The organism is Acinetobacter sp. AOR01_HL (assembly GCF_027855455.1).
GTDB classification, from domain to species: Bacteria; Pseudomonadota; Gammaproteobacteria; order Pseudomonadales; family Moraxellaceae; genus Acinetobacter; species Acinetobacter baumannii.
The window spans coordinates 43,466-64,533 of record NZ_JAKTIM010000044.1; the positions used below are offsets into that span (position 1 = coordinate 43,466).

Sequence of the window (21,068 nt, forward strand, 5' to 3'; positions counted from 1 at the left end):
GGGGTAGATTGAATGGCACAATTTTTTATTCATCGCCCCATATTTGCGTGGGTGATTGCATTAGTCATTATGTTGGCGGGTATTCTTACGCTAACAAAAATGCCTATTGCACAATATCCAACGATTGCACCACCAACCGTAACGATTGCTGCGACTTATCCTGGTGCATCGGCTGAAACAGTTGAAAATACTGTAACCCAGATCATTGAACAACAAATGAATGGTCTTGATGGCTTACGTTATATTTCATCTAACAGTGCTGGTAATGGTCAGGCATCTATTCAATTAAACTTTGAACAAGGTGTTGACCCTGATATTGCACAGGTTCAAGTTCAAAACAAATTGCAATCTGCAACTGCGCTTTTACCTGAAGATGTACAACGTCAAGGTGTAACAGTTACTAAATCTGGTGCGAGCTTCTTGCAAGTTATTGCATTCTATTCACCAGATAACAACCTGTCAGACTCTGACATTAAAGACTACGTAAACTCGTCAATTAAAGAACCGCTTAGCCGTGTTGCCGGTGTTGGTGAGGTACAGGTCTTCGGTGGCTCATACGCAATGCGTATCTGGCTTGATCCAGCTAAATTAACAAGCTATCAACTTACTCCTAGTGATATTGCAACTGCCTTACAAGCGCAGAACTCGCAAGTTGCTGTAGGTCAGTTAGGTGGTGCTCCGGCTGTACAAGGTCAAGTTCTTAACGCAACAGTAAATGCACAAAGCTTATTGCAAACTCCTGAACAGTTTAAAAATATCTTCTTAAAGAACACAGCATCAGGTGCTGAGGTTCGATTAAAAGATGTTGCTCGCGTAGAATTAGGTTCGGATAACTATCAATTCGACTCGAAGTTTAACGGTAAACCGGCAGCTGGTCTTGCAATTAAAATTGCAACAGGTGCTAACGCACTCGACACAGCCGAAGCAGTTGAACAACGTTTATCTGAACTACGTAAGAACTATCCAACAGGTCTTGCAGATAAACTGGCTTATGACACGACTCCATTTATCCGTCTTTCAATTGAAAGTGTAGTACACACATTAATTGAAGCCGTGATTTTGGTATTCATTGTCATGTTCCTATTCTTACAAAACTGGCGTGCAACGATTATTCCAACGCTTGCAGTTCCAGTAGTTGTATTAGGTACATTTGCGGTCATTAATATCTTTGGCTTCTCAATTAACACCTTAACCATGTTCGCTATGGTATTGGCAATCGGTCTTCTGGTCGATGACGCCATTGTTGTAGTCGAAAACGTTGAGCGTGTGATGAGTGAAGACCATACCGATCCGGTTACCGCCACTTCTCGCTCAATGCAGCAGATTTCTGGTGCGTTAGTAGGTATTACCAGCGTATTGACAGCGGTATTCGTACCAATGGCTTTCTTTGGTGGTACAACAGGTGTAATTTACCGCCAGTTCTCGATTACCCTTGTAACTGCAATGGTTCTGTCGTTAATTGTAGCGTTGACGTTCACACCGGCACTTTGTGCAACTATCTTGAAACAGCATGATCCTAATAAAGAACCAAGCAATAATATCTTTGCGCGTTTCTTTAGAAGCTTTAACAATGGTTTTGACCGCATGTCACATAGCTACCAAAATGGTGTTAGCCGCATGCTTAAAGGCAAAATCTTCTCTGGCGTGCTCTATGCTGTTGTAGTTGCCCTTTTAGTCTTCTTGTTCCAAAAACTCCCGTCTTCATTCTTACCAGAAGAAGATCAGGGTGTGGTCATGACACTTGTACAATTACCACCAAATGCAACGCTTGACCGTACTGGTAAAGTGATTGACACCATGACTAACTTCTTTATGAATGAAAAAGATACCGTGGAATCTATTTTCACTGTTTCTGGTTTCTCATTCACAGGTGTTGGTCAAAACGCTGGTATTGGCTTCGTTAAGTTGAAAGACTGGAGCAAACGTACGACACCAGAAACTCAAATTGGTTCATTGATTCAGCGTGGTATGGCATTAAATATGATCATTAAAGATGCATCATATGTTATGCCGTTACAGCTTCCAGCAATGCCTGAACTTGGTGTAACTGCCGGATTTAACTTGCAGCTTAAAGATTCAAGTGGTCAAGGCCATGAGAAACTGATTGCAGCTCGTAACACGATTTTAGGTTTGGCATCACAAGATAAACGTCTTGTAGGTGTGCGTCCAAATGGTCAGGAAGATACTCCTCAGTATCAAATTAATGTAGATCAGGCTCAAGCTGGTGCTATGGGCGTTAGTATTGCCGAAATCAACAATACAATGCGTATTGCATGGGGTGGCTCATACATTAACGATTTCGTTGACCGTGGTCGTGTGAAAAAAGTTTATGTTCAAGGTGATGCGGGCAGCCGTATGATGCCTGAAGACTTAAACAAATGGTATGTACGTAATAACAAAGGTGAGATGGTTCCATTCTCGGCATTTGCTACAGGCGAATGGACGTATGGTTCTCCACGTCTCGAACGTTATAACGGCGTGTCATCGGTTAACATTCAAGGTACACCTGCACCTGGCGTGAGCTCTGGTGATGCCATGAAAGCAATGGAAGAAATTATTGGTAAGTTACCATCTATGGGCTTACAAGGTTTCGACTATGAATGGACAGGCTTATCACTTGAAGAACGTGAGTCTGGTGCTCAAGCGCCGTTCTTATACGCACTTTCATTGTTAATCGTATTCCTTTGCTTGGCTGCACTATATGAAAGCTGGTCAATTCCGTTCTCGGTTTTACTTGTGGTACCACTTGGTGTCATTGGTGCAATCGTATTGACCTACTTGGGTATGATTATTAAAGGAGATCCAAATCTCTCAAATAACATTTACTTCCAAGTAGCGATTATTGCGGTTATCGGTCTTTCTGCAAAAAATGCGATCTTGATTGTTGAATTCGCAAAAGAATTGCAGGAAAAAGGTGAAGATCTACTTGATGCAACCTTACATGCTGCAAAAATGCGTTTACGTCCAATTATCATGACCACCCTAGCCTTCGGTTTCGGTGTACTTCCACTTGCACTTTCAACAGGTGCTGGTGCAGGAAGTCAGCATTCTGTAGGCTTTGGTGTACTTGGTGGCGTACTCAGCGCGACGTTCTTAGGTATCTTCTTTATCCCTGTATTCTATGTGTGGATTCGTAGTATCTTTAAGTACAAACCAAAAACCATAAACACTCAGGAGCATAAATCGTGATGCAAAAAGTATGGTCTATTTCAGGTCGTAGCATTGCGGTATCTGCACTTGCGCTTGCTTTGGCAGCTTGTCAAAGCATGCGCGGCCCAGAACCAGTCGTGAAAACCGATATACCACAAAGCTATGCATATAACAGCGCTTCTGGTACGTCTATTGCTGAACAGGGTTATAAACAGTTCTTTGCTGACCCGCGTTTGCTTGAAGTGATTGATTTGGCTCTTGCCAATAACCGTGACTTACGTACAGCAACGCTCAATATTGAACGTGCTCAACAGCAATATCAGATTACACAGAACAACCAGCTTCCAACAATCGGTGCAAGTGGTAGTGCAATTCGTCAGGTTTCTCAAAGCCGTGATCCGAATAACCCCTACTCTACTTATCAAGTAGGTTTGGGTGTAACTGCTTATGAGCTAGATTTCTGGGGTCGTGTTCGTAGCCTCAAAGATGCTGCTTTAGATAGTTATCTTGCAACACAAAGTGCTCGTGATTCGACTCAAATCAGTCTGATTAGCCAAGTTGCTCAAGCATGGTTAAATTATTCGTTTGCAACAGCAAACTTAAGACTGGCAGAGCAAACGCTTAAAGCACAGTTAGATTCTTACAATCTCAACAAAAAACGTTTTGATGTAGGTATCGACAGTGAAGTTCCATTACGTCAAGCACAGATTTCTGTAGAAACTGCGCGTAATGATGTAGCGAACTACAAAACTCAAATTGCTCAAGCACAAAACTTGTTGAACTTGCTTGTAGGTCAACCTGTTCCACAAAACTTGTTACCTACACAACCTGTAAAACGCATTGCTCAACAAAATGTGTTTACTGCCGGTTTACCAAGTGACTTGTTAAATAACCGTCCAGATGTAAAAGCTGCTGAATACAACTTAAGCGCTGCGGGTGCGAATATTGGTGCAGCAAAAGCACGTTTATTCCCAACCATTAGCTTAACAGGTTCAGCTGGTTATGCATCAACTGACTTAAGTGATCTATTTAAGTCTGGTGGTTTTGTATGGTCAGTTGGTCCAAGCTTAGATTTACCAATCTTTGACTGGGGTACACGTCGTGCCAATGTAAAAATTTCTGAAACTGATCAGAAAATTGCATTGTCTGATTATGAAAAATCAGTTCAATCTGCATTCCGTGAAGTTAATGACGCGCTTGCAACTCGTGCCAACATTGGTGAGCGTTTAACCGCTCAGCAACGTCTAGTAGAAGCAACTAACCGCAACTACACACTTTCAAATGCCCGCTTCCGTGCTGGTATTGATAGTTACTTGACTGTTCTTGATGCGCAGCGTTCTTCATATGCAGCTGAACAAGGTTTGTTATTGCTTCAACAAGCAAACTTAAACAACCAAATCGAGTTATACAAAACTCTAGGTGGTGGTTTAAAAGCAAATACTTCAGATACAGTGGTTCACCAACCATCTAGTGCTGAACTTAAAAAGCAATAAGTTTTAAATCACTTTCTTATAAAAGCTCACTTCGGTGGGCTTTTTTATTGCAACTCATCTGAATATTTTTTATCTTGAAAGCTAAAGAAATTTAGTTTGATAAAAAACAATGTTATTAAGTAATTTAGAAAGTGTTCCAGGCCACCAAATTTTAAAGCAGCTTGATGTCGTTTACGGGAGTACCGTCCGTAGTAAGCATGTGGGTCGCGACTTGATGGCAAGTTTAAAGAATATTGTAGGTGGTGAACTTACGGGTTATACCGAATTATTAGAAGAATCTCGCCAAGAGGCTATGCAACGTATGATTGCTAAAGCAGAACAACTTGGTGCCAATGCAATTGTTGGTATTCGTTTTTCTACCTCAAATATTGCCCAAGGTGCTTCTGAATTATTTGTATATGGCACAGCAGTAGTTGTGCAGCCTCAAACACCTCATCTACCCGATCCATTTAGTGCATAGGTAGAAAATGGACAATCTTATTTTTCAGCTTGTTATTTTTCTCATTCTTTTCAGTATTGGTTGGGCTTTTGGCCGCCATATTGAACGAAAACATTTAAATGAACTTCTAGAAAAAGAGCAACAATTTGCCCATATCAGAATTGATACCAATCGTTTTGCCACAAGCGACCAGTTGGGACATTTTATTAGCAGTAATGTGGTTATTTCGCATGACTACTTTAAATATGTACTGGCCTCTATAAAAAATATTTTAGGTGGTCGGCTGACCAGTTATGAAAGTATTGTTGAACGTGCTCGCCGCGAGGCGATTGTACGACTAAAACTACAAGCTCAAAGTGTCGGTGCCAATCACATTATGGGAGTTCGGCTGAGTACAACCGAACTGGGTATGCAAGGTGGAATGGTAGAGGTATTTGCCTACGGAACAGCAGTCAAAGATGAACACTGCCCCATAGCAGAAAAATGTATACGCGGATTGCCAATATTTTTAGTTAAGTGTTGGCAAATTCCGGTAATTTTCCATATGCCCTGTTGTTTTGCCAAAGTAAAATAATAGCGACCAAAAGAATGAAAATAATCATTTTCCGAAAAACGATAAATTTGATAATTACATTCTAACCATGCTTGGTCTTGTTCAATCCGAATAAGAGGATTGCTTAAATTGTGCTGTAGCCGCAAATGTGACAAAGCTTGTTGCCGTGAACCTTTATATTCATGACAAGACACTACACATAAAGGCTCCCCTCTAAACTGCAAATAATCCACCTCAAGTTGATCGGCCAACAACTCATCAAACGCATCCCAATTTTTCTGGTCAAAAACCAATTGAAAACGCGTAATGACCTCTAAAATACGATGGTAGTCTTGATCCATGGTGAACCTTCTATGCGGGTTTTTCCATCAATTTAGCACGGCGAAATCTTTTTTTTATTTCACTTTTGTTTTCCGGATCATTTTATAGAGTAGTTTCGGTGACATACGGGAAACCATCACGCCTAATTTTTCTTTAGTACCACCCACTACAATATATTCCTGTCCTTGCATTAAAGCCTTAACTGACTGTTCTGCAAAAACATCGGCCTCTAGTCCATTTTCGATTGCTTCATCTTGGTGGCCTTGAGGTTGCCCTGCACCATTTAGTGCATTAAACGAAACATTAGTTTTTACAAAGCCCGGGAAAATAACCGAAACTTCAACACCCTGATCGGCAACTTCGGCACGTAAACTGTTGGCCCACATATGAATAGCAGCTTTAGCAGCCGAATAACTCGCACGGTACTGCGTACCTAAAAGCCCTGCCACGCTAGAGACAAATACAACTCGACCAGACTTTTGTTTAAGCATGGTCGGTAACACAGTTTTGGTTAATGCTACTTGTGAGAAATAATCGACTTCCATAATGGCCCGTTCTGTTGCCATTGTGGTGTCTTGAATAAGAGCACGTTGACTTAAACCCGCATTATTAATAAGCCAGTCAATTCGTCCTTTTGCTTTTAAAATCTGCTCATAAGCCTCTTGAACTTGCTCTTGATTGGTAATGTCTGCAACTACCGACAAGTGCTGATCCGGATGGAGTAAACCAACGCGAACTTCTTCTAACTCTTCAAAGCGACGCGAAGTTAAAATCACTTGAGCACCTTGCAAAGCAAACTCACCAGCTAAAGCTTTACCTAAACCGGAAGATGCTCCCGTAATCCACACCACTTTATTTTGCAAAGTATCAAGTTTGGCCATTTTAACTTCCTATTATCTTTTTAAATTATGCTGCTTGATGCATGAAGGCCAAAAAGTGGTTGATATAGTGAGTTGCGGTCGTTTGATCAACCTGCGTCCCCAATTTTTCCAAACGTTTATAGCCCAAATGCGTTGTCATATTAATGACCCCATTTAGGGTTTTATCGACAACCAAATTAAATTTTAAACGTTTTTTAGGTTCACGTACTAGGCTTGTTACACCTAAATCCACAATTTGAATTAAGGTCTGAAAAGCTTTTTCTACGCTTTGCATATTGCCCTCACGTATTTGTTCCGTCAGTGTTTGGGCCTGTTGTACAAGTTGAGGGGTGATCGGGTATGTAATATAAACATCTTGCTCACATTCTTTCATGAGTGAGGTCATATAATCAACCAAAGGTAATAGTCGTTCATTACCGAAAAAAGAGACTGACCAAGGCATATATTTTCGGAAAGTATCTAAAATTTGCTGAAGAACTTTCTCGGACTCATACCGCTGTTTTTGAGTCATAGTAGAGTTGTCTTGCTCATCCTTTAACAATACAGAGAAAACTTGCTCAATAATTTCACAAGACAAATCGGAAAGAACATCCCCCAATACTTTCGACTGGCTTTCTCTTACCCCAGCATGTAATTTCTCTCGAATTGAAGCAAATTGGGTATAGGTTGAATCGGAAATCTTTAAAAAAACTTTGTAGCTCATGTGTCGCATCCCTTTTCAATTCTTTTGTAATTTTTCTGCCGTGCCGCTACACGATTAAATTGTGATCCATGCTTCATAAATCTACCGTTTTTTGAAAAAAATACAAAACCGTTTATCTGTTTTCAGCACATTAATTTCGAGGCAATTTTTTGCTACAATAGATGCAATTTTTTATGCATATTCGATCTAAGCTACTATGACTGACGCTCAAACCGCTCAAAATATTGCCACCACCTACGATCCAACCGAGATCGAAAAGAAGTGGTACAAAACGTGGGAAGAACAAGGTTACTTCAAACCTTCTGGTCACGGTGAATCATTCTGTATCATGATTCCACCACCAAACGTCACTGGTAGTTTGCACATGGGCCATGGCTTTAACAATGCCATTATGGATGCCCTCACCCGTTATAACCGTATGATGGGTAAAAACACTTTGTGGCAACCGGGTACTGACCATGCTGGTATTGCAACTCAAATGGTTGTTGAGCGTCAACTTGGCTTACAAGGTATCACTCGTCACGACTTAGGCCGTGAAAAGTTCATCGAAAAAGTTTGGGAATGGAAAGAGCAATCTGGCGGCACAATTACCAAACAAATTCGCCGTTTAGGTTCGTCTGTAGACTGGTCACGTGAACGCTTCACGATGGATGAAGGTTTATCAAACGCCGTTAAAGAAGTATTCGTTCGATTGCACGAAGACGGTTTAATTTACCGCGGTAAGCGCCTAGTAAACTGGGACCCTAAACTTCAAACTGCGCTTTCTGACCTTGAAGTAGAAAGCAAAGAAGAAAAAGGCTCACTTTGGCACTTTAAATATTTCTTTGAAGATAAATCAGTTAAAACTCAAGATGGCAAAGACTATCTCGTAGTTGCAACGACTCGTCCTGAAACTTTACTTGGTGATACTGCTGTTGCTGTTCACCCTGAAGATGAGCGTTATGCGCACCTTGTTGGTAAAAATATTGTATTGCCAATTACAGGTCGTTTAATTCCAATCGTTGCTGACGACTACGTTGAAAAAGACTTCGGTACTGGCTGTGTAAAAATCACCCCTGCTCACGACTTTAACGACTATGAGTTAGGTAAACGCAATAGCTTGCCAATCATTAATATCTTCAACAAAAACGCTGAAGTTTTAAGTGAGTTTGAATATATTGCCAAAGCTGGTGAACAAATTTCTAAAACCATTACTGCACCTGCAGATTATGCTGGTTTAGAGCGCTTCGAAGCACGTAAAAAACTAGTTGCTCAAGCGGAAGCTGAAGGCTGGTTAGACCAAATCCAACCGTATGACTTAAAAGCGCCACGCGGTGACCGTTCAGGCGTGATTATTGAGCCGTTACTGACTGACCAATGGTATGTAAAAATTGCGCCGCTTGCTGAGCCTGCAATTGAAGCGGTTCAAGATGGTCGTATTAAGTTTGTTCCAGAGCAGTACAGCAACATGTACATGGCATGGATGCGTGACATTCAAGACTGGTGTATTTCACGTCAGCTTTGGTGGGGTCACCGTATTCCAGCTTGGTACGATGCAGATGGCAATATCTATGTGGGTCGTAGCGAAGAAGAAGTTCGCGCGAAAAATAACATCGCGGCTGATGTTGAACTTAAACAAGACGAAGACGTACTTGATACATGGTTCTCATCTGCACTTTGGACATTCTCAACTTTAGGCTGGCCAGAACAAACGCCTGAACTCAAAACTTTCCACCCGACTGACGTGTTGGTGACTGGTTTTGACATTATCTTCTTCTGGGTTGCCCGCATGATTATGATGACCATGCACTTCATGAAAAATGAAGATGGTTCATCTCAAATTCCATTTAAGACGGTTTACGTTCACGGCTTGGTACGTGATGGTGAAGGTCAAAAAATGTCGAAGTCTAAAGGTAACGTACTTGACCCATTAGACTTGATTGACGGTATTGATTTAGAAAGCTTAGTTGCGAAACGTACAACTGGCCTAATGAACCCGAAAGATGCAGCGAAGATTGAAAAATCAACGCGCAAAGAGTTCCCAGAAGGCATTAATGCTTATGGTACTGACGCAGTTCGTTTCACGTTCTGTGCCCTTGCAAACACTGGTCGTGACATCAAGTTCGACTTAAAACGTGTTGAAGGCTACCGTAACTTCTGTAACAAAATCTGGAACGCAACTCGTTTCGTTCTCATGAATGTTGAAGGTCAAACTGTTGGTCAAGAAGCCCGCCCTGACCTTTGGGAACTTCCAGAACAATGGATTATCAGCCGTCTGCAAAAAGCTGAAGCTGCTGTACACCAAGCGTTTGCAACGTATCGTTTAGACCTTGCTGCTCAAGCGATTTATGACTTTATCTGGAATGAATATTGCGACTGGTACGTTGAGTTAACTAAACCAGTTCTGAACGATGCAGAAGTTTCAGAAGAGCGTAAAGCTGAAGTACGCCGTGTATTACTTGCTGTGATGGAAGCCTCTTTACGTTTGGCTCATCCATTAATGCCATATTTGACAGAAGAAATCTGGCAAACACTTGCACCAATGCTTGGTCAAGGCGGCCCAACCATTATGACTGCTCAATACCCTATTCCTGAGCAAGCAAAAATCAACGAACAAGCTGAAGCAGATATGCAATGGCTTCAAGGTTTGATTGGTGCGGTACGTAACATTCGCGGTGAAATGGGCTTAGGTAATGCGCGTTTATTGCCAGTATTACTTCAAAACACATCTGACGCTGAACGTGAACAAATCATTCGTATTGAAGCATTGTTCAAAGCATTGGCTAAAGTTGAAAGCATTGAGTTCTTGAATCAAGACCAAGAGCCACCTTTATCTTGCTCTAGCGTTGTTAGCCATGCATCGGTATTTGTACCAATGAAAGGCTTAATTGACCCTAAAGCTGAGCTTGCTCGTTTGCAAAAAGACTTGGATAAAATCCAAAAGCAACACGACCAAATTGCAAATAAACTTGCAAATGAAGGCTTTGTTTCTAAAGCACCAGCAGCGGTGGTTGAAGGTGAAAAAGCGAAGCTTGCTGAGTTTGCTGCTCAGTTAGAGAAAGTTAAAGCGAATATGGAGCAGATTGCTGCGCTTTAATGCTGTGATTTGATTCAAAAAATCCCCTCAATTGAGGGGATTTTTATTGGTTACTTTGTAAACAAATAAAATAATAAATGATAGAATAATTTTAAATAATCATATTTTATAAATTCATGTCAAAAAGTAAATTTCAAATTGATGCTCGACTAGTTACCTTACTTTCACAATCATATTCTTCATCTGAACAAGCCTTAAAAGAATTGATCGATAATGCTTGGGATGCTGATGCTGATACGGTTTTCGTAGAGTTGCCTGATCAGGCAATGACAAATACTCCTTTAGTCATCCATGACTTTGGTTCTGGAATGACTGAACACGAACTAACGCATGAATACCTTTTTATTGCAAGTGACCGACGTAAACGCAGAGGTGAATTAACTAATCTTTTTAAAAGAAAAGTTAAAGGTAAAAAAGGGATTGGTAAATTTGCTGGGCTGATGATAGCAGATCACATGAAATTAGAGACTTGGGCTAAAGGTAAATGCTCTAGTTTTGAAATTTCATCGACAGCATTATCAGCTTCTCTTGAATTAGGAAAATTAGATTTATCTATCAAGGTTGAAGATTGTGAACCTAAGAAAAAAGGAACTAAAATCACATTAAATAATTTAAAACAAAATTTACATATCCCAAATCCTGAAAAGTTCAAATCTCTTTTAATTAGAGAGTATGGGAGAAGTGAGGACTTTAAAATTGTTATTAATTCTAAAACGTTAGACATTGATGATTTAAGGGGAAAATATCATGATGAACAATTAAGTATTAACAATTTAGGGTTAGTCAGACTTCAGCTAACCGTTTCTTCAGAAAAGTCAAAATTGAAACAAGCAGGTATATCAATTCGTGTCCAAGGTAAAATAATTGGTAAACCCTCATTTTTCGGTTTAGATAAGCATGAAAGCTTCCCTTCCAAATTATTAGATAAGATTTATGGTGAAATTGAAGCAGACTGGTTAAGTGAGCATGTAACTGCTGACTGGGGATCATTCATTGAAAATAGTTTACTTTTAGAAAAGCTAGAAGAAACAATTCAACCTATTTTAATCGCAAAGATAAGAGAAGAATATCGGCATGATATTGATTTAGCAAATGCTCGCTTACGCAAAAAAACTCAAGATAGGTTAGCTCTATTACCAGAATTCAAACGCCAATTTGCTGATAAAGCGATCAAATCTATTCTTGAAAAATATTATGGTGAACCAGATTCCAAGCTTGAACCTATCGTTAACGTTTTATTAGATTCTTTAGAAAAATCAGACTACAGAGCAATTTTAGACTATATCAATGAAGCTGATAAAAATGATATTTCTAAGTTAGCTGAAGCCCTCTCCGATTTTGGATTAGCTGAATTGGCAATTATTGCTGAACAAACAAAGACCCGATTAAAGTTCTTAGATTATTTTGAAGAGCTTTGTGATGAAAATGAAACTCTAGAAAGTGAAGTTCATAAAAGTTTAGAAAACAACTTATGGATTTTAGGTGCTCAATATTCAATTTTCAGTAGCAACATTACGCTTAAAAAACAAATTAACAAATATCTAGAAAAACATTATTCAGGTGATAGAGCAGATAAGAGACCAGACTTAATGTTAAGTGAGAATTATTTTTCTCAATATTTACTTATAGAATTTAAACGCCCTAAGCACCCTCTAGCTTTTGCTGATTATCAACAAGTCACTCATTATAGACATGATTTTTTACCATATACTAATAAAGACATAAAAGTGATGTTAATTGGTGGAAAAAGATCATCTGAATTAACTAATAGAGTTTATTCAGAGCCTAATGTTGAAATTCTAGTATTTGATGAAATCATCTCAACTGCAAGAAATCAATTAAATTGGCTTTTAAAAGAGTTAGGTTCAAAGTAACCACTAAACCGAAAAAAGTTTTTATAAATTTAATTACTTTTCAGTGTGAATAAACCAACCTCTCCTCTCAGGAGAGGTTTTACAAAACCCTATGCCCTAACAACATCTCAACCCCACTCACCTTTTTCATATGCTTTAAGCGTTCCTTTTCCCACTTCACCTGCTGCTTTAGCTCAGCACAGTCCGCATCTACAGCTTTATAAACATCACTGATATGCACATGCTCTGCTTTCACATTCTTGGCTAATTGAAAAGAATCCAAAATCTCAGCAATTTGGCTTTCAAGCTGCTGACTTTGTGCATCTAAAGCCAGTTTATAAAACCGCAACTGCTCGGCAGATAAGTCTTTAGCACCTAGCCCTTTATTCTGTTCAAGCTGTAACTGGAGTTTGAGTAAATAAAACAAATCCTGCTTTTCATAAGCCTGACTTGCCTGTTGGAACAGCTCCGTTTTTTCTAATTTTTTAGTTTCATCTTGCTCACGATCTGGGTGAATCATCGCGGCAATTTTTAAATAAACTGTTTTGAGTGACTGCGCTGCCATTTGCTCAGCTTGTTCACGTTTTTGTTGCTGCCTTTGCTGTTTAGCTTGTTCTCGCGCTTGTTGTTGCTCAGCTGCATACTTTTCAAATTCTTCTTCTAACTCTGCACGTTGATCAACACTTTCTTGGTATTCAGATTTTATTGGCTGCACTTTTTTATTCTTTTTTACAGACTTCCCCGCATGTTGCTGATAAAAGGTATCGATCTGCTTCACTAACTTCAATTGTTCAGCAGACAGCATTTTGGAGCGCTTCAACATTTGTGCAAGCTGGGCAATTTTTCGTCTAGTTGTTGCATGTCTGCTTTGGAAAACTCATGGCTATGTAACATATTCCAAAGTTGCTCTAACTGTTGGAATAACACTTCATGCAAATCGCCATACACAGGCATCAGTTTTTGTCGTATGTGCTGTTGAATCTCAGCTTGTGCATTTTGCCATGTGCTCAGGCTAACTTTTTGCTGTTCTATTTTATCAATCAGGCGATTCAGTTTTTTCTGCTGTGCAGACGGCTCAGACCTTTGCTGCAAACTCACTTTGAGATCAAAGGGCATACTCATTCACCTGAAAAAGAAAAAAGTGTAGCAATAATCAGATGAGGAAGGTAGCCAGCATTCTTTAAGTGTTAAAAAGCCTAAAATTTATATCTTAAGAAATCCACCAAATCACCAGTGGTAAAGTCACGGCGGCGCATAAAGTTTGAAAGCTAATCACGGCTGCCATAAGCTGACTATCGCCACCCAAAACCTTAGTTAAAATGTATGAAGCAGAAGCAGTCGGTAGCGCAAAGAAAATGACTAAAATTTGTGTTTGCAAACTTGGTAAATCAAACCACATGCAGACCATATAAGCCAAAGCAGGTACTGCTAAAAGTCGAGCAAACGTATCTGCTGCCAATACCATAATGTCTTTTTTAATTTGCATAAACTGTAAAGCTGCGCCAACACATAACAACCCTAGTGGCAAACTCGACACTGAAAAAAGCTTAATAAACTGAGTAAAGCCTTCCCAAATTGGGATTTGAAGTGCATTGACTGCTGCTCCGACCACACATGATGCAATCAACGGGTTTTTAAGGAGTGCAATCAAAACAGGCTTAATTGCCATGTGTTCTTTAGAGGTTAGAGCGAGCACCGAAATAACGTTTACCAGTGGAATGCAAAGCGCCAATAAAATTGTCAGTATTGCCATTCCTTCACTTTTAAAAAGCGATGTCACTAAAGCCAAACCAATATAGGTATTAAAGCGAACCATACTTTGTACGTGCACACCAAAACGTGCAGGTGGTATGTGCCAAAATATTCGGAGGATGTATAAAAAGGCGGTGACTGCCAAAACCACAATCAACATCGCAATGATGGCTGTACTCAAGCTTTGTAAGTCAATTTTCGCAGTCGAGAGCGTACTAAAAAGCAAAGCAGGAAATAAAATATAGTAATTCAGCTTCTCTGCCCCAGCCCAAAACTCCTCGCTAAAAAAACGATATTTTTTAAATAAGTATCCCGATGCAATTAATGCAACTAAAGGAAAAAGAGATAAAACAATACTATTCATTTCTTTACTCGAGTTTTGTTAGGGCTTGCTGTTTTGGGAACTACCTTGGCTTACTCATATATTAAAGATAATGAAAACTCATGATAAAATGAGTTTTTACTCATAATAAGTAGAACATGACATTTACCCAACTTGAAATTTTTGCACTCATTGCTGAACTAAAAAGCTTCACTGCTACAGCAGAAAAGCTGGGAATTTCACAGTCGGCAGTTTCTCATGCGCTTAAATCATTAGAACAACAATGGGGCATTAACCTGATTTCAAGAACTCAAAGTGATATTGAGCTGACGACGACAGGTCAGCAGCTATTGACCCATGTAAAAGAGCTACTAAGTATTTCCGATACCTTAGAAAAAGAAGTAGCTGCAATCCACGGTTTAAATGAAGGCACATTACGTATTGGATCTTTTGGGGCTTCATCCTCTATTTATCTATTGCCTGAAATTTTAGAAACCTTTCGGCAACGCTACCCTAAAATCGAAATTTATATCGATGAAGGTGAAGATAAAGAAGTTGCTCAGTGGTTATTAGAGCGACGCATCGAAGTTGGTTTTTTGATTATGCCTGATGAGCGTTTTGATACATTTCCCTTAATTGAAGATCGTTTTGTGGCCCTAATTCCGAGTGGTTACCCACTCGCCCAACAACTCTATATTGATCCAGCACAATTAGAAAACTGCCCTTTTATTATGACAATGGCAGGTAGTCGTCATCAGGTTGAATTAATTTTAAAAAATTTTAATGTCAAACCAGATATCAAATTTTATGTTTCACAAATTCTAAGTATTGTGAGTATGGTCCACAACCAGTTAGGGATTTCGATTGTCTCTGATATGGTGATCACCAAAGAGCTACTCTCGCTTTATCCAAACGTAGTTAAACGCCCATTTAAACCGAACCTTAAACGTTCTATTGGTCTTGCAGTAAAAAATAAGAAACACATCAGTCCAGCCGTAAAAGCATTTATTGAAGTTGCTCAAGAGGTTTGGTCTGATCATTAATTAAATATAGATAATTTTTAAAAATTTAATAATGATCTCTTTCAGATCAATTTATCAACATATTAGATGACTTGTAACGTAAAAAGCGCCCTTATTGCCCTATCTTGAATAAATCAACGCACCATTTATCGCCAAAATCCTCTATTTCAATCCAAATTGGTGCGCTTATTGCATATTCACTTGTATGCAATTGAGTTTGTTTCGACAAACTTAGGTTTTTAGATTCCTTAAATCTATTTTGGTGCAATTTACAGACCCAGATTTGTTCCAAAATGGAATTTAGCACTTTTTTCGAGCATGCTATGCAAAATGTAGATCTGTTTTTCTTATTACTTGGTGCAGTTTTGGTTCTTGCCATGCACGCAGGTTTTGCATTCTTGGAACTTGGTACAGTTCGCCACAAAAATCAGGTGAACGCGCTTAGTAAAATTCTGACTGACTTTGCCCTCTCCGCAATCGCATATTTCTTTGTTGGCTACTACATTTCGTATGGCCAGCACTTCTTCCATGAAGGTACGGTTTTATCAAGTGATCATGGCTATAACCTCATGCGTTGCTTTTTCTTACTCACTTTTGCTGCAGCCATTCCTGCCATCATTTCTGGCGGTATTGCAGAACGCGCAAAAATGCGTTCACAAGCAATTGCCACACTCGCATTGGTTGCACTGGTTTATCCGTTCTTTGAGGGAATGGTCTGGAATGGCAACTACGGTCTGCAAAAGTGGTTAGAAACAACTTTTGGCGCAGCTTTTCATGATTTTGCCGGTTCAGTCGTAGTACATGCTATGGGCGGTTGGATTGCACTTGCTGCTGTCATATTGTTGGGCGCACGTTCTGGCCGTTATAAGAAAGATGGTCGTGTAAGTGCTCACCCACCTTCTTCTATTCCATTTTTGGCGCTTGGTTCATGGATTTTGATTGTAGGCTGGTTTGGCTTTAACGTGATGAGTGCACAGCGTGTTGATGCAATCTCCGGTCTCGTTGCGATTAATTCACTTATGGCAATGGTCGGCGGAACGATTACAGCAAATGCGATTGGAAAAAATGACCCTGGTTTCTTACACAACGGTCCACTTGCGGGTTTAGTCGCTATTTGCGCAGGTTCTGACATTGTTCATCCAGTCAGTGCACTTGTAATTGGTGGTGCAGCGGGTGCTATGTTCGTGTATCTATTCACCTATACTCAAAACAAACTCAAAGTTGATGACGTTCTTGGTGTCTGGCCGCTACATGGTGTATGCGGTGCATTTGGTGGTATTGCCGTAGGTATTTTTGGTCAAAAATGGCTAGGTGGTTTAGGCGGCGTATCATTCATCTCTCAGCTCATCGGTACAGCACTCGCGATTGCCATTGCACTGGCTGGCGGTTTCATTGTTTATGGTATCCTTAAAGCGACCATTGGCATTCGCCTATCTCAAGAAGATGAGTTCCGTGGTGCAGACTTATCTATTCATAAGATCTCAGCAAACTCTGAAGAAGGTATGTTTTAATACTTTCTAAAGTGCTTAAGGCGACGATACTACTCGTCGCTTTTTTATTTTTTATGGAAAATTGAACTTCTTTCACTAGTATAGTTTAAGAGCAATTTAAGGTTAATTTTATGTAATTAGTCGCACCTATTGTCGATTGATATTGCATCAGAATGACTAATCAAAAACTTTTTTTCCAAATTAATATTCTCTTTCTTTTTTTCAGTTTTTTTATTCTTCTATTTGTATTTCCAGTCGGTGGGAAGATTGATATGTACCTCATCCAACCTTGGATTGATTCAAAAGGCCATTTTTTCAATCGGGACAATTGGTATCTTGAAAGACTTAATCATGAAATTGTAAAACAAATCATAACCGCCGTTTATGTTATCTTTTTTGGTATATGGCTTGCGTCATTTAAATCAAAAAAATTAAAACCTTATCGCTGGCAATATGGCTATATGTTTTTTGTCAGTATGCTCGGTAGCAGTATAGTTGGCCTAATAAAGTCACAATCTGCTCACGCCTGCCCTTGGAATATGGTTCACCCTAATACTTTAGGAAGCTATATTTGGGACTTTAGCACTAAACATGGCCATTGTTTTCCAGGCGGTCATGCAAGTGCAGGCTTTATTTTAATGACAGGTTATTTTGTTTATCGTCTTGAACAACCTAAACGTGCTTACTTTTATTTATTCTCCGGTATTTTATTAGGTTTCATGATGGGTTGGGCGCAAATGATGCGAGGAGCACATTTCCTAAGCCATAACTTATGGACAGGCTGGGTCGTTTGGGCAATAAATATTTTATTTTATGCGATTTGTATTCATCGTTTTGAGTTCGAAAAACAAGTGAAACAAGAGCTTACGTAATCACGCTCTTGTTTCATGTAAATGTAAGACTTTAGGTAATTTCACTAATACAGAAAGACCGCCAAGTTCTAAGCTCTTATCGAGAGTTAAAGTCCCACCAAGCCTTTGAGTTGCACGATCTACAATAGATAAACCTAGGCCACTTCCCACCTCAAGATGGTGATGCACGCGATAAAAACGCTTAAGGACTTTATCGTAATTTTCAGGGTCTATTCCTGCACCGCTATCTTCAATTTGAATACATGCATAGTGATCTGGATCGGTATAAACTGAAATATTAATAACACCCTGATGCGGGGTGTACTTAATTGCATTATCAATTAAATTAAAAATAATCGAATGTACAGTAGGTTCAATACTATGCATTTCGATGGGTTCATTTCTAACAAAACCTAAATCGATTTCTTTTTGCATAGCCAAGTTGACCAACTGCTCCACACAATTTAATGCCACATCATTGAGTTGAAAATAACCAGTAGGCTCGACCATACTTAAAGTTACATCTTGCTTTGCCAATGCTAAAAGCTGAGTCACCAAATGCTGAATACGCGCCAAACCCTTGCTTAAGTTTTGCAATGATTCATGCTCGGGGAACTGACTTAGCAAAATCTTGGTTTGTAAGTTCAATGCAGTCACAGGTGTTCGTAATTCATGAGCAGCATCGGCAATAAATTGCTTCTGTTCATTTTGCGCTTTAGAAATGCGCTCAAAAAGACGGTTCATTTCGTCAATAGTAGGTAAAAGCTCTTGAGGATAATCATGTACTTCAATTGGGGTGAGTTCTTCGGAATCGCGTTCTTTTAACTCATTTTTAAAATCATCTATTGGTTTTAAACCACGACGAATAATGACTGCTAAGGCAAATATTGCAAAAGGTAAAATAATTAAATACGGAATAAACATACTGCCCGCAAGCTCCCAAGCGAAAGCTTCACGAACCCTCTCTTGCTGACTGACCTGAATCTGGTAATCCTTCAAAGGTAAAACATAAGTTCTGACTATACCTTGAGCGGTTTTATGAGAATAAAATCCCGCTTGCTCAACAGGTGGAACCAGCAAATGTAAATGATGAGACAAATGGGCCTGATCCTTATAAGCCCAAATATCGATAAACAGATCTTCTTCGTGGTAAGTTTTATGAAAATCGAACTTACTGCTTACAGTTTTTAAAGGGTGCTCAGCTGTTCTTTCCGCTAAATACTTCATTTGAGTATCTAGAATTTCATCGACTTCTTGAAGTGCAACCTTATAAGCACTAAAAATTAAAATACAACCTAAGATGACACTGAAAATTGAGGTGCCCCAAATCAGCCGTTTTTTTAATGAATAATGCACTTTTATGAAGTCCCGAAATTTTAAATTATGATTGCCCCAAACGGTAGCCCAGTCCTCGGATGGTTCGAATAAAATCTTTACCCAACTTCGCTCTTAAATGGTGAACATATACTTCAATAGTATTACTGGTCACATCACTATCAAAATCATATAACTTATCTTCTAAGTTGGCTTTAGAAAAGATTTTATTTGGGTGAGTCATAAGTGGAATTAAGATTGCCCATTCACGATTTGATAGATCAATGCGTTGACCTTTAAACGTAGCAATATGCTGTTCAACATTTAAAACCAGATCACCACTTTCTAATAGTTGATCTTGACTCGCAAGTTGAGCTTCTACTCCACTACGGCGTAGTAATGCATGAATACGGGCAAGTAACTCATCAAACTCATAAGGTTTAATTAAATAATCATCTGCACCCAAATTTAAACCATCGACACGGTTTTGTAATTGATCTCGAGCAGAAATAATTAATACTGGTGTTGCTGCTCTTTGACGGATCTGCTTTAAAACTTGCATACCATCCATCATAGGCAATCCTAAATCCAAAAGAATAAGATCAAATTTAGTCTTCGCCAATTGAGCCAAACCATCTAAACCGTTATTGACCCATTCCACCTCAAATTGATGATATTGCAGCAACGTGATCGTTGATTCTGCAATCATAAAATCATCTTCAATCATCAAGATTTTTGTCATGTTCTAGGCTCGCTTTAGTTTACATGGGCACAAGAGTGCAACATGTCCAGTTGAGGGTTGATGACCTGAGTTTTTACATCCAGTAAACTTAACAAACTTGGGAATAAATTATCCTGACTTAAATTTTGTTTAGTTTGTTGGCTTAAACAATTCACTTGAGCAAGATTATGTTGTTTCCAACTTTCAGAGAACCACATAATCATTGGTACATGTGTTTGTTGGCTCGGTGCGATTGCATAAGGTGAACCATGTAAATATAAACCATGTTCTCCGGTTGATTCGCCATGATCAGATAAATACCATAAACCTGTCTGATATTTTGATATTTCTTTTAGAGTATTAATCATTTGGCTTAATACATGGTCTGTATATACGATTGTATTATCATAACTATTTAGCAATTCGGTTTGCGAACAGCCCTGTATCGCATTCGTATCACAAGTGGGTTTAAAGGGTTGATATGCCTCAGGTGCACGCTTGTAATATGCAGGCCCGTGACTACCCACCTGATGCAAAACAATCAAACGTGGGCGATCATCATCTTTGGCAATAGTAGACAAATACTGCTTTAAGCTGTCAATGAGAATGTCATCATAACATTCGCCATCTTTACACCATTTTTTCTTTAAGTTTTCTGGAATTTGGTATTGTTCAACACGATCACATGCACCTTTACAACCCGAGTTATTATCAATCCAAGTCACTTGGTAACCCGCACGTTTTGCAATATCTAGTAAACCTTCGCGGTGACTAGCTAATTGCTCATCATAATCTACACGTGGCATACCCGAGAACATACATGGCACAGAAACAGCTGTCGCCGTACCGCATGAGCTCACTTGCGAAAAGTTGAAAATATCTTGTTTAGAAAGCTCCGGATTCGTATTTTTTGCATACCCATTTAGAGAGAAACTTTCGGCACGTGCCGTTTCACCGACAACAAGTATCATTAACTTAGGGAGGTTCTTTTGTACTCGCCGAACTTGATGAGCATCTTGTCCATATATCACAAGAGGCAGATTTTTCTTCGGAGCCTTCTTATGATAGTAAGACATAAGCGATGAAATACTATTTTGCGGTGAAATCATCCCTTTTAAATCACGATG

General features: G+C 39.3%; 15 protein-coding genes and 2 pseudogenes. 9 read left to right on the forward strand and 8 right to left on the reverse strand.

Annotation, left to right across the window (positions count from 1 at the left end):
* Nucleotides 1-12 precede the first annotated feature (12 nt).
* From adeJ to MKL62_RS14355, 4 genes and pseudogenes are all read left to right on the forward strand, one after another.
* Entirely contained in the window at nt 13-3,189 is a 3,177-nt protein-coding gene (gene adeJ, locus MKL62_RS14340; RefSeq protein ID WP_000046678.1) for a multidrug efflux RND transporter permease subunit AdeJ, read from the forward strand.
* Nucleotides 3,189-4,643, forward strand: coding sequence for a multidrug efflux RND transporter outer membrane channel subunit AdeK (adeK, locus tag MKL62_RS14345; protein WP_001174793.1), 1,455 nt, complete (start codon nt 3,189-3,191; stop codon nt 4,641-4,643). Before adeJ ends, adeK begins: the two co-directional genes overlap by 1 nt.
* 109 nt (nt 4,644-4,752) lie before the next feature.
* Complete coding sequence (locus MKL62_RS14350) at nt 4,753-5,103, forward strand: YbjQ family protein (protein WP_002126310.1); 351 nt, start codon at nt 4,753-4,755, stop codon at nt 5,101-5,103.
* Nucleotides 5,104-5,110: 7 nt separating this feature from the next.
* Nucleotides 5,111-5,542 (forward strand): annotated as a pseudogene (locus MKL62_RS14355) (YbjQ family protein); the annotation flags it as partial.
* Here the strand turns inward: MKL62_RS14355 and MKL62_RS14360 are convergent.
* From MKL62_RS14360 to MKL62_RS14370, 3 genes are read right to left on the reverse strand one after another with little or no spacing between them, the layout of a single operon-like run.
* Nucleotides 5,521-5,976 carry a nuclear transport factor 2 family protein gene (locus tag MKL62_RS14360; protein WP_005128013.1) on the reverse strand — a complete coding sequence of 152 codons (456 nt, stop codon included), beginning with the start codon at nt 5,974-5,976 and terminating at the stop codon, nt 5,521-5,523. The pseudogene MKL62_RS14355 and the gene MKL62_RS14360 overlap by 22 nt on opposite strands.
* A gap of 54 nt (nt 5,977-6,030) precedes the next feature.
* Nucleotides 6,031-6,837, reverse strand: coding sequence for an SDR family NAD(P)-dependent oxidoreductase (locus MKL62_RS14365; protein WP_001086059.1), 807 nt, complete (start codon nt 6,835-6,837; stop codon nt 6,031-6,033).
* A 25-nt stretch (nt 6,838-6,862) separates the two neighbouring features.
* Complete coding sequence (locus MKL62_RS14370) at nt 6,863-7,540, reverse strand: hypothetical protein (RefSeq protein WP_000120758.1); 678 nt, start codon at nt 7,538-7,540, stop codon at nt 6,863-6,865.
* Between the two features lie 196 nt (nt 7,541-7,736).
* On the opposite strand from MKL62_RS14370, the gene MKL62_RS14375 reads away from it, so the two are divergent.
* Nucleotides 7,737-10,616, forward strand: a complete 2,880-nt coding sequence (locus tag MKL62_RS14375; protein WP_005128011.1) for a valine--tRNA ligase — start codon at nt 7,737-7,739, stop codon at nt 10,614-10,616.
* A gap of 116 nt (nt 10,617-10,732) precedes the next feature.
* Complete coding sequence (locus MKL62_RS14380) at nt 10,733-12,490, forward strand: Shedu anti-phage system protein SduA domain-containing protein (RefSeq protein ID WP_005128009.1); 1,758 nt, start codon at nt 10,733-10,735, stop codon at nt 12,488-12,490.
* A 79-nt stretch (nt 12,491-12,569) separates the two neighbouring features.
* On the opposite strand, the pseudogene MKL62_RS14385 reads toward MKL62_RS14380, so the two are convergent.
* Both MKL62_RS14385 and MKL62_RS14390 read right to left on the reverse strand, forming a co-directional pair.
* Nucleotides 12,570-13,585 (reverse strand): annotated as a pseudogene (locus MKL62_RS14385) (molecular chaperone DnaJ).
* Nucleotides 13,586-13,679: 94 nt separating this feature from the next.
* Nucleotides 13,680-14,585 (reverse strand): AEC family transporter, encoded by a 906-nt coding sequence (locus MKL62_RS14390; RefSeq protein ID WP_001084923.1) that lies wholly within the window; start codon nt 14,583-14,585, stop codon nt 13,680-13,682.
* A gap of 116 nt (nt 14,586-14,701) precedes the next feature.
* On the opposite strand from MKL62_RS14390, the gene MKL62_RS14395 reads away from it, so the two are divergent.
* The 3 genes from MKL62_RS14395 to MKL62_RS14405 all read left to right on the forward strand — a co-directional run bounded on the left by MKL62_RS14395 (nt 14,702) and on the right by MKL62_RS14405 (nt 17,927).
* On the forward strand, nt 14,702-15,586 hold the full coding sequence (locus tag MKL62_RS14395; protein WP_000144737.1) for a LysR family transcriptional regulator: 885 nt from the start codon (nt 14,702-14,704) through the stop codon (nt 15,584-15,586).
* Nucleotides 15,587-15,888: 302 nt separating this feature from the next.
* A complete protein-coding gene (locus MKL62_RS14400; RefSeq protein WP_005128005.1) occupies nt 15,889-17,076 on the forward strand; it encodes an ammonium transporter in 1,188 nt (395 codons plus the stop codon).
* Between the two features lie 152 nt (nt 17,077-17,228).
* Complete coding sequence (locus MKL62_RS14405; RefSeq protein WP_025469990.1) at nt 17,229-17,927, forward strand: phosphatase PAP2 family protein; 699 nt, start codon at nt 17,229-17,231, stop codon at nt 17,925-17,927.
* On the opposite strand, the gene MKL62_RS14410 is transcribed toward MKL62_RS14405, so the two are convergent.
* From MKL62_RS14410 to MKL62_RS14420, 3 genes are all read right to left on the reverse strand, one after another.
* The gene (locus MKL62_RS14410; protein WP_005128002.1) at nt 17,928-19,262 is read right to left on the reverse strand and encodes a two-component system sensor histidine kinase PmrB; all 1,335 of its coding nucleotides are present in this window, start codon (nt 19,260-19,262) and stop codon (nt 17,928-17,930) included. It abuts the gene before it with no gap.
* Nucleotides 19,263-19,287: 25 nt separating this feature from the next.
* Nucleotides 19,288-19,962 carry a response regulator transcription factor gene (locus MKL62_RS14415; RefSeq protein ID WP_000161505.1) on the reverse strand — a complete coding sequence of 225 codons (675 nt, stop codon included), beginning with the start codon at nt 19,960-19,962 and terminating at the stop codon, nt 19,288-19,290.
* A 14-nt stretch (nt 19,963-19,976) separates the two neighbouring features.
* On the reverse strand, nt 19,977-21,068 hold a 1,092-nt coding region (locus MKL62_RS14420; protein ID WP_270899787.1), incomplete at its 5' end, for a phosphoethanolamine transferase.